Annotated in this window: 14 protein-coding genes; 8 read left to right on the top strand and 6 right to left on the bottom strand. The window is 56.7% G+C overall.

Features of this window, described 5'->3' with window-relative positions; translation table 11 throughout:
* The first annotated feature begins 77 nt into the window (after nucleotides 1-77).
* From ACTHPM_RS19750 to nfsA, 4 genes are all read left to right on the top strand, one after another.
* Nucleotides 78-434: a metal-sensitive transcriptional regulator gene (locus ACTHPM_RS19750; RefSeq protein ID WP_440397062.1), complete on the top strand. Its 357-nt coding sequence runs from the start codon at nucleotides 78-80 to the stop codon at nucleotides 432-434.
* A gap of 57 nt (nucleotides 435-491) precedes the next feature.
* On the top strand, nucleotides 492-692 hold the full coding sequence (locus ACTHPM_RS19745) for a copper ion binding protein (RefSeq protein WP_440397063.1): 201 nt from the start codon (nucleotides 492-494) through the stop codon (nucleotides 690-692).
* A 137-nt stretch (nucleotides 693-829) separates the two neighbouring features.
* On the top strand, nucleotides 830-3,271 hold the full coding sequence (locus tag ACTHPM_RS19740; RefSeq protein WP_440397064.1) for a heavy metal translocating P-type ATPase: 2,442 nt from the start codon (nucleotides 830-832) through the stop codon (nucleotides 3,269-3,271).
* A 180-nt stretch (nucleotides 3,272-3,451) separates the two neighbouring features.
* Entirely contained in the window at nucleotides 3,452-4,195 is a 744-nt protein-coding gene (gene nfsA, locus ACTHPM_RS19735) for an oxygen-insensitive NADPH nitroreductase (RefSeq protein WP_440397065.1), read from the top strand.
* 162 nt (nucleotides 4,196-4,357) lie between these two features.
* Here nfsA and ACTHPM_RS19730 read toward each other — a convergent pair whose 3' ends face one another.
* Complete coding sequence (locus ACTHPM_RS19730; RefSeq protein ID WP_440397066.1) at nucleotides 4,358-5,152, bottom strand: TatD family hydrolase; 795 nt, start codon at nucleotides 5,150-5,152, stop codon at nucleotides 4,358-4,360.
* 263 nt (nucleotides 5,153-5,415) lie between these two features.
* Here ACTHPM_RS19730 and ACTHPM_RS19725 point away from each other — a divergent pair, with 263 nt between their 5' ends.
* From ACTHPM_RS19725 to ACTHPM_RS19715, 3 genes are all read left to right on the top strand, one after another.
* Complete coding sequence (locus ACTHPM_RS19725; RefSeq protein ID WP_440397067.1) at nucleotides 5,416-5,754, top strand: PadR family transcriptional regulator; 339 nt, start codon at nucleotides 5,416-5,418, stop codon at nucleotides 5,752-5,754.
* Nucleotides 5,744-6,391, top strand: coding sequence for a permease prefix domain 1-containing protein (locus tag ACTHPM_RS19720; RefSeq protein ID WP_440397068.1), 648 nt, complete (start codon nucleotides 5,744-5,746; stop codon nucleotides 6,389-6,391). The genes ACTHPM_RS19725 and ACTHPM_RS19720 overlap by 11 nt, the downstream gene beginning before the upstream one ends.
* Nucleotides 6,392-6,496: 105 nt before the next feature.
* Complete coding sequence (locus ACTHPM_RS19715; protein WP_440397069.1) at nucleotides 6,497-7,816, top strand: B12-binding domain-containing radical SAM protein; 1,320 nt, start codon at nucleotides 6,497-6,499, stop codon at nucleotides 7,814-7,816.
* A gap of 7 nt (nucleotides 7,817-7,823) precedes the next feature.
* Here the strand turns inward: ACTHPM_RS19715 and ACTHPM_RS19710 are convergent, their stop codons facing one another.
* Entirely contained in the window at nucleotides 7,824-8,291 is a 468-nt protein-coding gene (locus ACTHPM_RS19710) for a DUF3888 domain-containing protein (protein WP_440397070.1), read from the bottom strand.
* A gap of 310 nt (nucleotides 8,292-8,601) precedes the next feature.
* Between ACTHPM_RS19710 and ACTHPM_RS19705 the strand changes: the two genes are divergently transcribed.
* Nucleotides 8,602-10,509 (top strand): beta-N-acetylhexosaminidase, encoded by a 1,908-nt coding sequence (locus ACTHPM_RS19705; RefSeq protein ID WP_440397071.1) that lies wholly within the window; start codon nucleotides 8,602-8,604, stop codon nucleotides 10,507-10,509.
* 81 nt (nucleotides 10,510-10,590) lie between these two features.
* On the opposite strand, the gene ACTHPM_RS19700 is transcribed toward ACTHPM_RS19705, so the two are convergent.
* The 4 genes from ACTHPM_RS19700 to ACTHPM_RS19685 all read right to left on the bottom strand — a co-directional run bounded on the left by ACTHPM_RS19700 (nucleotide 10,591) and on the right by ACTHPM_RS19685 (nucleotide 13,690).
* A complete protein-coding gene (locus tag ACTHPM_RS19700) occupies nucleotides 10,591-11,427 on the bottom strand; it encodes an ABC transporter ATP-binding protein (RefSeq protein WP_440397072.1) in 837 nt (278 codons plus the stop codon).
* A 33-nt stretch (nucleotides 11,428-11,460) separates the two neighbouring features.
* Entirely contained in the window at nucleotides 11,461-12,222 is a 762-nt protein-coding gene (locus ACTHPM_RS19695) for an ABC transporter permease (RefSeq protein WP_440397073.1), read from the bottom strand.
* The gene (locus tag ACTHPM_RS19690) at nucleotides 12,219-12,512 is read right to left on the bottom strand and encodes a thiamine-binding protein (protein WP_440397074.1); all 294 of its coding nucleotides are present in this window, start codon (nucleotides 12,510-12,512) and stop codon (nucleotides 12,219-12,221) included. Before ACTHPM_RS19690 ends, ACTHPM_RS19695 begins: the two co-directional genes overlap by 4 nt.
* A gap of 137 nt (nucleotides 12,513-12,649) precedes the next feature.
* Nucleotides 12,650-13,690, bottom strand: a complete 1,041-nt coding sequence (locus ACTHPM_RS19685; RefSeq protein WP_440397075.1) for an ABC transporter substrate-binding protein — start codon at nucleotides 13,688-13,690, stop codon at nucleotides 12,650-12,652.
* Nucleotides 13,691-13,732 lie beyond the last annotated feature (42 nt).

Below are 13,732 nucleotides of genomic sequence, written 5' to 3'. Positions count from 1 at the left end.
AAAAGACTATTGCATACCCACAGGGGGTATAGTATAATGACAGCATAAGCTTCGATTAAAGGAGGTGCGGCAGCGAGATGATTACGGAGACGAATCGGGAAACCGATATTTTGGAGGAGCCCCAACCGGGCGAAGGCTGCGAGGCAGGCTGCAGTGAGCGGCACAGTCATCATTCCCAGCAAACGAAGAATAATCTCACGACCCGCCTGAATCGCATCGAAGGACAAATTCGCGGCATCAAGGGCTTGATCGAGAAAGATACGTACTGCGATGACGTCCTGAACCAGATTTCCGCCATACAGGCCGCCCTGAACGGGGTAGGCAAGCTGCTTCTTGAGAACCACATGAGAAGCTGCGTGGTGGAGCGGATCGAATCCGGCGACCATGCCGTGATTGACGAGCTGCTGGTTACGGTAAAGAAGTTAATGAAATAATATCCCCTGCTCCAATAAATAAAAGCAGGGATTATACAACCCCAGGAGGAATATATCATGAAAAACGTAACGCTGAACGTGGAAGGAATGTCTTGCAATCATTGCGTCAATGCGGTTGAAGGTGCCGTGAAGAATGCGGGAGCAACCGGCAAAGTGGATCTGCCTGGAAACAAGGTTACCGTGGAATATGACGAAAACAAAGTAAGCCTCGACGCCATTAAAGCAGCCATCGAAGACCAAGGCTACGATGTAGTCTAAGCCTGATCTCGGATCCGGCTTAGAGATATCCCGCAGCTAAACCGGGCAGCCCCGGGCCGTTTACGGTCCGAAGACGCTGCCCTTTTTTATGAGAGGATTATACCCCGTGTGGGTATAATCAGAAAGGAGCCGAGGTCATGGAACAAAATACGGGAAACCGGGAGAATGAGCATCAGGCCACGCTGCAGATTACCGGTATGACATGCGCCGCCTGCGCGACGCGGATCGAAAAGGGCTTGAGCCGGATGGAAGGCGTCAGCCGGGCCAACGTCAATCTGGCGTTGGAGCAGGCGACCGTGACGTACGATCCGAAGCAGTCGGATCTGCGGGCAATGGAACACAAGATCGAGTCTCTCGGCTATGGCACGATAAAGGAAAAGATGGATTTTGAAATTACCGGCATGACCTGTGCCGCCTGCGCCACGCGAATCGAAAAAGGCCTCAGCAGAATGCCGGGCGTCTCGCAGGCGAGCGTCAATCTGGCGCTTGAAACTGCCCATGTGGAATATGCGGCAGGCATGGTAACCGTTAAAGATATGATGAAAAAGGTGGAGCAGCTCGGCTATAAGGCGCTTCCGAAGCAGGAGGCGAAAGACAGCGCGGAGCTGCGCCGGCAGGAGATCAATCACAAGCGCTTCAAGTGGATGATGGCAGCTATTCTGTCGCTGCCGCTGCTGTGGGCGATGGTCGGGCATTTCTCCTTCACTTCCTGGATTCCGGTGCCTTCGCTGTTCATGAATCCGTGGTTTCAGCTGGTGCTGGCGACGCCCGTCCAATTTCTGATCGGCGGCCAATTCTATGTGGGAGCCTATAAAGCGCTGCGCAACAAGAGCGCGAACATGGACGTGCTCGTCGCCCTTGGAACGTCGGCGGCGTATTTCTACAGCCTGTACCTGACGGTTCAATCGATCGGAATGGACTCCCATCATCCGGTGGAAATGTACTATGAAACGAGCAGCATTCTCATTACGCTCATTCTCGTCGGCAAATGGTTCGAGGCTTTGGCCAAAGGCCGCTCTTCCGAAGCGATCAAGAGTTTGATGGGGCTGCAGGCGAAGACGGCACTTGTCCTTCGGGATGGACAGGAGCTAAGCATCCCGGTGGAGGACGTCGAAGTGGGTGACACCGTGATCGTCAAGCCGGGGGAGAAGATTCCGGTGGACGGCAAGGTCGTTCAGGGGCTTTCGTCCGTGGACGAGTCCATGCTGACCGGGGAGAGCCTGCCCGTGGAGAAACGCGAAGGGGATGCCGTCGTCGGCGCCACGCTGAACAAAAACGGCATGCTGCGCATTCAGGCAACGAAGGTGGGCAGCGAAACCGCGTTGGCACAGATCATCAAAGTGGTCGAGGAAGCCCAAGGCTCGAAGGCTCCGATCCAGCGGATCGCGGATGTCATCTCCGGCATCTTCGTGCCGATCGTCGTCGGCATTGCGGTCGTGACGTTCCTGGTCTGGTACTTCGCTGTGGAGCCCGGAGAGTTCGCATCGGCGCTTGAGAAGGCCATTGCCGTTCTCGTCATCGCTTGTCCGTGCGCGCTTGGCCTCGCGACGCCAACCTCCATTATGGCAGGCTCCGGCCGTGCCGCGGAATTCGGCATCCTGTTCAAGGGCGGCGAGCATTTGGAGTCGGCACAGGCCATAGAGGTGGTCGTGCTCGACAAGACGGGCACCGTCACGAGCGGGAAGCCGGTGCTGACCGACATCATCCCGGCGCCGCTCATGACGGAGCAGTCTCTACTCCGGACGACGGCAGCCGTGGAGCGCCAGTCCGAGCATCCGCTTGCCGAAGCGATCGTGGCCGGCGCGCTTGAGCGGAGCAAGGCGCTGCCGCTGCCGGAGGCGAAGGACTTCGAGAACCTGCCCGGCTATGGCGTCTCCGCCCGGGTAGACGGGCGGCTCGTGCTCGTCGGCACCCGCAAGCTGATGGCCGAGCGGGGCGTCCCCGTCGAAGCGGCGCTGACCGCAATGCGGCAGCTTGAGGACGCCGGCAAGACGGCGATGCTCGTCGCCGTGGACGGCAAATACGCCGGCATGGTTGCCGTTGCCGACACGATCAAGGACACCTCCCACGAGGCGGTGTCCCGCTTGCAGGAGATGGGGATCGAGGTCATCATGATCACCGGCGACAACGAGCGGACGGCGAAGGCGATCGCCGCGCAGGCAGGCATTCAGCACGTCTTGGCCGAGGTCCTGCCGGAAGGCAAGGCCGAGGAAGTGAAGAAGCTGCAGCAGACCGGCAAACGAATCGCGATGGTCGGTGACGGCATCAATGATGCGCCTGCCCTCGCGACGGCCGATATCGGCATGGCGATCGGAACCGGCACGGATGTCGCCATGGAGGCGGCCGACGTGACGCTGATGCGCGGCGACCTGAACGCGATTGCCGATGCGATCCTGATGAGCCGCCGCACGATGGGCAACATCAAGCAGAATCTGTTCTGGGCGCTGGCGTACAATACCGTCGGCATCCCGATTGCAGCTATCGGCTTTCTCGCTCCTTGGCTGGCCGGCGCCGCCATGGCGTTCAGCTCGGTATCTGTCGTGCTGAACGCGCTGCGGCTGCAGCGGGTGAAGCTGTAGAAGCGGAAGAGCATTATCGACATGGCTATTTCATATAGCATCACGAATGTGAACCCTCGTCTCGGATGTGCAGAGACGGGGGTTTTGTGCTGCTCAGGGCGGGACTTGCAGAAAGTCATGGCGAGTAGGAAAATGGATTTGAAGCATCTTAAGCGAGTGACGGAGGAGGAGGTTATTCAGATGAACGATACATTGTCCCTACTTATGAACCACCGCTCGATCCGTAAATATAAGGACGAGCCGGTCATCGAAGAGCAGCTGCAGGCCATTATTTCCGCGGCGCAAATGGCTTCCACTTCGAGCAATGTCCAAGCTTACAGCGTCATTGCAGCAACGGACCCCGAGCTGAAAAGGCAGCTCGCCGTACTGGCCGGCAACCAGGCGTATGTGGAGCAGTGTCCGGTATTCCTCATCTGGTGCGCTGATTTATACCGCTTGAAGCAGGTGACTGCAGAGCCGCTGCAGGAGCGGGCCTCCTATGAAGCGACGACGGAGAATTTCATCGTGGCGACGGTGGATGCCGCGCTTGCCGCCCAGAACGCCGCCATTGCGGCGGAATCGATGGGGCTTGGCATCGTCTACATCGGCGGCGTGCGCAATCGCATCGCCGAGTTGTCCGAGCTGCTGGGCTTGCCGGAGCTGGTGTACCCGGTATTCGGCATGTGCGTCGGCGTGCCTGATCAGGAACCGGGCCAGCGTCCACGCCTGCCGCAGGAATCGGTGCTGCACCGCAACGGCTATTCCAGAGAGCAAAGCGTGGAGCCGGTAAAGGATTACGACGCCACGATGAAGGCATATCTGCATGAGCGCACGGGCGGCAAGAAAGACACCCCTTGGTCGCAAGTGATGGCAGACAGGCTGGCGGAGCCGATCCGGCTTCATATGAAGGAATTTTTGGACAGCAAGGGATTCTTGAAGAAGTAAACACCCGAGCGATAGAAAGGCCAGGTCACTTTCGTTCCTGTTCGGAACGGTGATCTGGCCGTTTCGCTTTTTTAGATGAATTGAACTAAAGTTGCCCTTGATTCCCTTGCTTCCGTGTGAAATGCAGGTCAATTGCTTTGCCTTTCTTTAGTTCAAGTTAAGTTAGATGCCGTAAAAACGCTTGGCATTGTCATACAGGATGCGGCGTGCCTCCTGCAAGGACAGCCCTTGAATCCGGCTCCAAGCCAGCGCAACCTCGGCCGTCATCCGCGGATGAGTCATCTGCCCGGTGAATGGGCCTTCAAAAGGCCAGGGACCGTCGGTTTCCGACATGACGAGTTCGGCAGGATATGTTCGCGCAAGCTCTTGAATTTCCGGTTCATAGTCGATGTCGGGCGTAAAAGAGATGTAATACCCTTGAGAGGCCATATGTTTTACCGTGTCCGGTGAACCCTTGAACCAGTGGAAATGGGCGCGCTTGATGCCGTACTGCGCGAGCAAGCGGCAGGCGGTATCGGCATCCTCGTAGACGGCATGGAGCACGACGGGCTTGTCCTCCTCCCGGGCAAAGACGATGAACCGCTCCAGCAGCTCCTCATACGGGCGGGAATCAAATGGCCGGCCCGCCTCCTCGGCTTCGGTACGCGTGTAGTAAGGCAGGCCAATCTCTCCGACCGCGACCATGTCGCCGGCATGCCGCTTCATCCAAGCAAGGAACTTATCGATCTCCGCCGGATCCGGAATCGGCTGCTCGGGATGGAACCCGAAGGCGGGGTGTACCCGGGAAGGGTATTGTTCTGCGAGCCGCAGATTGGCACGGGCTGACTCCCAATGCATGGACACGGCGACGAGGCTTTCGACACCGACCTCTCCGAGGCCGTCCAGGATCATCTCCTGCTGATCTTTCGCGTAGGAATCGAGATGAATATGCGCATCGATAAGCGGGGCAAGGCTCATGGTTTGAGCACCTCCAAAAAAGGGATAAGATATAATTCTCGGATGTTCCCATTATAGCCTTACGGTCATACAAAGCTGTAATGGGTATTTTAACGCAAAGGAGAGAGCAGGATACGATCGGTTGCGGCATGCGGATCATTGTGCTACATTATTTTACAAATAAGTACATAGAATTTCTATATAGATGGAATGAACAGAGGAATGTGCGCAGTCATCAGCTTTCATTCATTTTTATCGTAGATTAAACAGGCAGGTGAAGCAGGATGTTTAACCGGGATTTGGTCAAAGGCAGCATATCGCTGGCGCTGCTGCAGCTCTTGAGTGAGCAGGATTTGTACGGATATGCGCTGTCCAAGGAAATGGAGAAGCGGAGTGATTCCCATTTGCTATTGAAGGAGGGAACGCTTTATCCGGCACTGCAGAAGCTGGAGCAGCAGGGACTGATTTCATCGTATTGGAGTGCAGAGTCCAAAGGCCCCGACCGCAAGTATTATACGATTACTGCGGATGGCAGAGAGATGCTGAAGGACAAAAGCCGGGAATGGAACCGTTTTGTCGCGGTGATGTCCAAAGTGCTGGGAGGAAGCGCGAATGAACACTGATGTCGACAGCTACCTGGAAGGCGTCTGCCGGCATCTGCCCAGGCGCGTGGACAGGATGAAAGTGAAGGCGGAGCTTAGGGCACATATTGAGAAGGCAGCTGCAGAGCAATCTGAAGACGGTATGGAATCGGGAGCTGCCTTACACGCGGTGCTCGACCGCCTGGGAGATCCACGCAAGCTGGCACGTGCCTACCGCATCGCCCGTCCCTTACCTGCAGCATTCTGGAGTTCGGTCCTGCTGCTGGCGAATGCCGTCTGCTTTGCTGCGGGCTTGGCCCTCCTGAGAGGGCTTCAGGACGGCTTCTCACCAGCTGCTTACGGATTCCATCTGCTGGCTGCGGGCAAGTGCTGGGTGCTGCTGGGCTATAGCTTCATGTGGCTTCTGTCTGGTTTCATGCTGGGCCGCAGATATGGCATGCAGGCAGAGCGTCGAATCGGACGAATGATCCTGCCGCCGCTGCTGCCGAACTATCTCTTTATGCTGTTGGTTCTATTCGGAATCATTCCGGGACAATGGTTTGATTCGTTGTTAAGCCTGCCGTTCATGTTCTTGTGTACAGCATCGACCCTCGTGTTCGGCTGGCTGGCACGGCTTGGCTGCCGATGGGGCAAGCGCATGGCCCTGTATTCTAATTAATTGAAAAGCAAGCTGTCCGCGCTGCCTGCCCCCAGGCTCTGCTGTCCGGATAGCTCTGAATGTATATACATAGATAATCTACATAGACAGGGAGAGATAGGCTTGATGACGAACAAACGCCAGCTTCTGCTCATTACCGCCGAATCGGAGGAATCGCGCCGGGTACGACACCGGCGGATCATCCGCTTTCCGCAGCTCACGATGCCGCTGCTTGCAGCGTATACCCCCGATCATTGGGAGGTCACGCATATCGATGAAATCGTACAGAAGATACGTTTTGACCGCAAATATGACGTGGTAGGCATTACCGCCAATACGCCGGCTGCTCCCCATGCCTATGAGCTCGCGGCAGCCTATCGCGCACGCGGCGCGAAAGTCGTGATCGGCGGACCGCATGCAACGCTAATGCCGGACGAGGTCCGGCTTCACGCCGACGCGGTAGTGGTCGGAGAAGGGGAACTCGTCTGGCCACAGCTGCTCGCGGACGCCGAAGCCGGCTGCCTGCAGCCTGTCTACCGGTCCTGCCAGCTTCCCGATTTGAAGAACATGCCCGCGCCGCGCTGGGACCTGATTAAAGGGAGGGTGTACGGCAAGGGCGTCACCATCGCGACAAGAGGCTGTCCCTTCGGCTGTGAATACTGCACCATTCCCCAAATGTACCAGCGAAGAATGCGGTACCGGCCCATCGAAGACATCGTCGAGCATCTGAAGCGGATGCCCGGAAGAGCCCTGATCTTCTGGGATGACAATATCGGCGCGAACAAGGCTTATGCCAAGGAGCTGTTCAAGGCGATCGCGCCGTACAAGCGCTGGTGGACGAGCCAGGCCACGTCGGACGTGGCTTTTGACGACGAGTTCATGGAGCTGGCCGCGCAGAGCGGCTGCAAAGCGCTGTTTCTGGGACTCGAAACGATATCGCAGCAGAGCCTGAACGCGGCGAATAAGGCTCATAATCATGTGGACCGCTACCGTGAGGTCATCCGGCGGTTTCACTACTACGGCATTGCTGTCCAGGCGGGCACGGTCTTCGGCTTCGACCATGACGACAAGAGCATTTTCCGCACGACCGTGGAATTTTACCGCGAGGTCGGGCTCGATTCGGCGACGATCAGCGTGCTGATTCCGTTTCCGAATACGCCCTTGTTTCAACGGCTGGATGCCGAGGGACGGATTCTGACCCGGGACTGGTCCAAGTATAACGGAAAGAAGGATGTCGTCTACCAGCCTGCGCTCATGACTCCCGAGGAGCTGCTGATGGGCATGGAGTGGGCAGCCCGCCAATTTTATTCGGTTCCCTCGATCCTGGAGCGGATGTGGAAGTCTAAAACGGGTCTGTGGTGGAACATTCTCCGCAATGCCGGGTATCATATGGCGCTCCGTAATTATGGGCAGGTGGGATGGAATCCGGAGACTGGCAGGCCCTAATGACCGGTTAAGGCGATCCCTCATTACTCTTCAGCAGCTCCTGCATGTTGGATGGCAGCTCGAAGGTCTGCAAATGCCTGAAGGCGACAAGCTTGATTCGATCGGAGTAAAGAGGAGAGATTTCAAAGGTCATCCGGTCCTTGCCTACGGCGATATGCGGTCCGAGCACCGGCGTGGTCTCCAGCGTGATCGAAAAGTGAAAGCCGCGGTCCCCCGGCCCGCCGTTCACCCTTTTCGCCTGCAGAACGTCGATCTGGTATGGGTACACGAGCGGATTCTCGGCGAGCTTGCGGTTGTAATAATGATTCACGGCATTCTGAATGTCGGGCAGAAGAAGCTCCATAACGATATCCTGATACAGCAGAACCTTGGGCTCCTTCTCCGGAGCAGCTGCGGAAGTTACCGGAGCGGCGGACAGCTGCAGGGACATGAGCATGGTCATCAGCGGCAGCCAGAGCCGCATTCGGGTTTTCATAGATTCACCTCGTATACAACGTCCCCAGCCTGAAGTGAAATTATGCAGTTCGATCGTGCAAACGAAAGGTATATGTGAATCCCGCGTGCAAGCTCTAAGATGAGCAATAAAAATTCAACTTTTGAATGATCTGTAAAATAAACCCTGTGAACAAAATCAGAAACTTCACCAAGAGGCGCAAAAACCGCCCATCGGTGGTACCGCTTCCCTTTTTAACATGCTATAGTACTTAGATCAAGATGTTCGTCATATTTGCCATAGCAGATGGGTTCAATATGGCCTGCATTCTTTTTCAGAGGAGGAAGAGACAGTGAACATTCACGTATACGGACAAACCGGGGAATTGATCGAAGGCATAAAAGAGCTGTCTGAAATACTACATATAGAGCTGCACGCGGATGGCATTCCGGTGGAGGCGGTTCAGGCTCCCGGACCGCTTGAGGTCAAGCTGAAGGACGGAAAAGGAAGCATCCGCTACCAGGACAAGATCCACTTTTTCCGTGGACTCGGATTGTTTGTGCAGCATGCAGCGGAGGAAGAAGCGTTCGAGATCACCGAGGAGCCGAAGTTCAGCTTTAACGGCACGATGCTGGACGTTTCCCGCAACGGCGTTCTCACGGTTCCGATGATCAAGAGATTCATCCGCTATATGGCGCTCATGGGTCTGAATGGCCTCATGATGTACACCGAGGATACCTTCGAGGTGGAAGAGCAGCCGTATTTCGGCTATATGCGCGGACGCTATACGGCTTCGGAGCTGCAGGAATGTGACGCGTACGCAGACAAGCTGGGCATTGAAATGATTCCGTGCATTCAAACCCTGGGGCATCTGGCTCAGGCGCTGAAATGGGGCTATGCGGCGGGCATGAAGGACCACCAGGATATTTTGCTGGTTGGTGAACCCCAGACCTACGAGTTCATTGAGCAGATGATCGCTACCGCAGCCCGAACCTACCGCACCAAGCGCATCCATATCGGCATGGACGAGGCGTTTCAGGTGGGGCTCGGCAATTATTTGCGCAAGCACGGTTACCATAACCGTTTTGAGCTGATGAACGAGCATGTGGCAAAGGTGCTGGAGATTACGGAGCGCTATGGCCTGAAGCCGATGATCTGGAGCGACATGTACTTTAATCTGCTGTCGAACGACACGCAGGGCGGGCTGTACAACATCAATGCGGACTTTTCCGAGGATAAAATGGACCAGATCCCGAAAGGCGTCCAATTCGTGTATTGGGATTACGGGAAAGCGGATGAGGAAGGCTACGGGCTCATGTACGACAAGCATCTGAAGTTTGGCTCCAAACCGATCTTCGCCGGAGGCATCCACATCTGGAACAACATCGTGCCGAACTACGGCAAGACGTGGAACATCAGCCATCCGGCGCTGCGGGCAGCCAAAGCCAAAAATCTGGACGAAGTGCTGGCGACCGCCTGGGCGGACAACGGGAACGAGAACAACCATCTCACCATTCTGCCCGGACTTCAGCTGTTCGCCGAGCACGGATATGGCCATGAAGCGGATGAAGAGAGCCTGCGGCTGCGGCTGCGTACCTGCACGGGCTTCGACCTGTTCAAGCCTGTGGTTGCGCTCAGCCGCATGGATGAAGTGCCAGGCGTCCTGCCGGAGAACTACTGGATGGCGAACCCCTCCAAATACCTGCTGTGGCAGGATCTGCTGATCGGCTTGTTCGACAAGCATATCGAGCCGGATACGGAGGCGGTTCTGCCGGGTTATTACGAGGAGATGGCGAAGGAGCTGGGCGGATACCGGGATGCTCTGGCTGCACCTTTCGATCAGCTGTTCAGCATGTACGAGAAGCTGGCGCACGTGCTTGCGCTGAAGAGCACGATGGGCGTGCAGCTCAAGCGCTTCTATGACGCAGGGCAGAAGGATGAACTGCGCCGCCTGGCGGAAGAGACGCTGCCTGAGCTGTATCGGCGTACGGATGAGCTGCGCGTGGCGCATCGCCGCATGTGGATGCAGACCTATAAGCCGTTTGGCTGGGAAGTTCTCGACATCCGCTATGGAGGCCTGCTGGCCCGCATTCGATCGGCGGAAGACCGCGTACTGGATTATATCGAGGGACGCGTGGACAAGCTTGAGGAGCTGGAAGCGGAGCGGCTGCTGTACGACCAGACCGGGGTGCCGGAGGCCGGGCCGCTGAACGTGAATGCGACGTATCAGAGCATCGTGACGGCGGGAGCGTTTGTGTAAGCGGAGAGGAACGGAAATTTCTCCTGATAAAAATAAAGGATGTCCAAGCTCGATGAGCCAGGACATCCTTTTTGTTACTACTCACGAACCCTGCATCTTCCGCTGCTCTTCCCGCATCCAGCCGGAGAGCTCGTGCCGAAGCTTGATAAAGTCCGGATGCAAGGTGATCTCCTCGCGGCGCGGCCGCGGGAACGGCACGTCGACGACCTGCAGCACCGAGGCCGGGCGGCCGGAGAAGACATAGATGCGGCTGGATAACAGCAGCGCCTCTTCGATGTTATGCGTAATAAAAAGCACGGAACGCCGGCTTTCTTCCCAAAGGTCCAGCAGCCAGCGCTGCATATCGCTCCGCGTCAGCGCATCGAGCGCGCTGAACGGCTCATCCAGGCACATGAGCTCCTGTGGGCTGAGCAGTGCGCGCAGAAAGGCTGCGCGCTGCTGCATCCCGCCTGAGAGCGTGTGCGGGTGTGCCTTCTCGAAGCCGCCAAGCCCGACCTTGTCCAGCCAATAGCGGGCATTCTCCCTCGCTTCCTGATCGACATGGCCCTGTACTTCCTGCGAGAGCAGCACGTTATCCTCGATGTTCCGCCACGGGAAAAGGGCCGGCTGCTGCGGCATGTAGCTGATATGGCCCTGCTCTCCGGTCACGTCCCTGCCGTTCATGCGAATGGTTCCGGCATCGGGCTTCACGAGACCGCCGATCATGTGGAACAGCGTGCTTTTTCCGCTGCCTGACGGACCGACGATGGAGACGAATTCCCCCTTTTGCACGGTTAATGTGATGTCGTTCAGCACCTGCAGGCTGCTCCGTTTTGCCCGAAAAGCCTTGCTGATGCCCAATACCTCAAGGGCAGGGGGGAGCTCCGCCTGTGCTTGTTCCGGTGGAGCTTCCATCCGTACTTCTTCTGTAATTGACATGAGGTTAACAGCTCCTTTCTTCTTACCGCGGCATCAGCTCTCCTGCTTCGGCTTCCACCGAACGAGCCATCTTTCCAAGAGGGCGATCAGCCCGAACATAAGCAGGCTCAGCGCCACGATAATCATGATGGCGACGAACATGCGGTCTGTGCGGTATCCTGCCTTTTGCAGCATCATGTAGTAGCCGATGCCTTTGTCGGCCCCGATCCATTCGGCAATGACGGCGCCCATGACACTGTACGTGGCTGCGATCTTGATGCCCGAGAAGATCGAAGGGAGCGCATGCGGCAGTTCCAGCTTCGCGAAAATCTGGCGTTTGTTCGCCCCGATCATGCGCATGTAATTCAGCATGGTGCGGTCGGTCTGCTTCAGCCCGCCCATCGTCGCAACGGCGACGGGGAAAAAGCAGACAAGCGTGATCACGATCAGCTTGGGCAGCAGGCCGAAGCCGAACCAGATCATGAGCAGCGGCGCGAGCGCAATCGTCGGAATGTTCTGGCTTAGAATGAGCAGCGGATACAGGGCTGACTTAAGGAACGGAATCATATGAAGAATAAGGGCGATAACCAGTCCCACCAGCGTTCCGATGACGAACCCCTCCAGCGTCAGCCTGACCGTTGCCAAGACATGGCCCCATAAATCCTTCCCGCCGCCGGTTGTTTGCTTGGCGATGTCCGAAGGGGAGGGCAGAATCCATTGCTCGATGTGGAAAAGCGACGTGCACAGCTGCCAGGCGATCAAAAAGAAGAGAACCGCCGCGACCGGCGGCCACACCTGACTCCACCAGCGTCTCATGGACGGTATTTCTCCGTCAGCCGCTCCATGCTGATGCCGCTAGGGTTATGGGCGATCTTGATCTGGGAGATGATGCTTGGGCTGCCTGCTTCGACGAGGACTTCGTGCATGCGGCGTACCACGTCCAGCAGTTCCTCCAGCTCGCCCTCCATCGTCGTTTCAAGCGGATGCACTTCATATTTCACGCCGGACTGCTGAATGACTTCGATCGCGCGGTCGACGTAAGGATGAGAATTTTCATTGTTCGGCGTCTTGGGAATCACTTGAATGCTTAGCAGGGTATGTGCCATACCCGATCACTTCCTTTTCTAGAAAGATGGATATTAGGACGGATCATTCTTACGATCGCTGGCGCTTCTTCAGAACGATTCCGCCCCTTGCGCTAACTACAAAGGTTAACTGCTGCTGAATTTACACATAAAGCTACTTAAGGCAAAAAGTCGTTCGTATACGCGCTGCCGACATCCAGCTGCTTGTCGAGCAGCTTGTGCTCGTACATCCAGTCTGAATATCCCTTCCATACCTGTTCCTTCTGCTCGCCCCAGCGGGCGGCATCGTCCTGGTATTTCGGGCTGAGCCACTTTTGGCTGGCCATGACGAGATCCTTGTCGAGCTCCGGCACCGCCTTGATCAGGATGCCCGCCGCATCCTCGGGATGCGCAATCGCGTACTCATAGCCTTTGGACGTCGCGCGCATAAAGGCTTTGACAAGCTCAGGGTCTTCCTTGATCTGCTTTTCGTTCGTCACGAGAACCGGCGTGTAATAGTCCAGCTTGTCGGAGAAGTCCTTCACATACAGCATGTCGAGCGGCTGCTTGCGCAGCTCGGCTTCGATGCCGGTCCAGCCGTAGAAAATCCATGCAAAATCGATGTCGCGCTTTACGGCCGTAAAGTAATCGGCTTCACCCATATTTACGATTTTGACTTTACCCACATCCGCCTTGTCGATGTCCATGATGGAATCGATCACGGCCTGCTCGACGGGCGATCCCCAGCCCCCGTAAGTTTTGCCTTCGAAATCTTTCGGTTTCTTGATGTTCCGGTCCACCGGAGCGGCAAAGCCGGAGGTGTTATGCTGGATAACCGCTGCGATCGATACCAGCGGCACGCCCTGCGTTCTTGCCTGAGTCACGTTCTCCTGAACGCTGACGCCGAAAGGCACCTTGCCCGACGCGACCATAGCGTCCGCGCCGCCGGCGCCAGGCTGGACGATCTCCACGTTCAGGCCTTCCGCTTCGTAGTAGCCCTGATCTTTGGCCACATAAAGCCCCGTGTGGTTCGTATTCGGCGTCCAGTCCAGCACGATTTTGACGTCTTTCAGTTTCTTCGGCTCGCTTCCGTTAGACGCGGAGGAGGCTTCGCCGGATGACGGCGCATTGTCCTTTGCGTCGCTGTCTTTGCTTCCGCAGCCCGCGACCAGCACGAGCAGGAAGGCGAGGAGCAGCAGCCCGATGTTCTTCGTTTTCATTGGTTTCTCTCTCCTTAGCAGATTTCTCCCCTTCATGCATTC

This window comes from Paenibacillus sp. SAFN-054 (assembly GCF_051966755.1).
Taxonomy (GTDB): domain Bacteria; phylum Bacillota; class Bacilli; order Paenibacillales; family Paenibacillaceae; genus Paenibacillus_AQ.
This window is presented reverse-complemented; position numbering and strand designations above follow the sequence as displayed.

Coding starts and splice junctions, on each gene's coding strand:
- ACTHPM_RS19685 (WP_440397075.1), bottom strand. CDS start 13,690: ATGAAAACGAAGAACATCGGGCTGCTGCTCCTCGCCTTCCTGCTCGTG.
- ACTHPM_RS19745 (WP_440397063.1), top strand. CDS start 492: ATGAAAAACGTAACGCTGAACGTGGAAGGAATGTCTTGCAATCATTGC.
- ACTHPM_RS19710 (WP_440397070.1), bottom strand. CDS start 8,291: ATGAAAACCCGAATGCGGCTCTGGCTGCCGCTGATGACCATGCTCATG.
- ACTHPM_RS19740 (WP_440397064.1), top strand. CDS start 830: ATGGAACAAAATACGGGAAACCGGGAGAATGAGCATCAGGCCACGCTG.
- nfsA (WP_440397065.1), top strand. CDS start 3,452: ATGAACGATACATTGTCCCTACTTATGAACCACCGCTCGATCCGTAAA.
- ACTHPM_RS19690 (WP_440397074.1), bottom strand. CDS start 12,512: ATGGCACATACCCTGCTAAGCATTCAAGTGATTCCCAAGACGCCGAAC.
- ACTHPM_RS19750 (WP_440397062.1), top strand. CDS start 78: ATGATTACGGAGACGAATCGGGAAACCGATATTTTGGAGGAGCCCCAA.
- ACTHPM_RS19720 (WP_440397068.1), top strand. CDS start 5,744: ATGAACACTGATGTCGACAGCTACCTGGAAGGCGTCTGCCGGCATCTG.
- ACTHPM_RS19700 (WP_440397072.1), bottom strand. CDS start 11,427: ATGTCAATTACAGAAGAAGTACGGATGGAAGCTCCACCGGAACAAGCA.
- ACTHPM_RS19715 (WP_440397069.1), top strand. CDS start 6,497: ATGACGAACAAACGCCAGCTTCTGCTCATTACCGCCGAATCGGAGGAA.
- ACTHPM_RS19695 (WP_440397073.1), bottom strand. CDS start 12,222: ATGAGACGCTGGTGGAGTCAGGTGTGGCCGCCGGTCGCGGCGGTTCTC.
- ACTHPM_RS19725 (WP_440397067.1), top strand. CDS start 5,416: ATGTTTAACCGGGATTTGGTCAAAGGCAGCATATCGCTGGCGCTGCTG.
- ACTHPM_RS19730 (WP_440397066.1), bottom strand. CDS start 5,152: ATGAGCCTTGCCCCGCTTATCGATGCGCATATTCATCTCGATTCCTAC.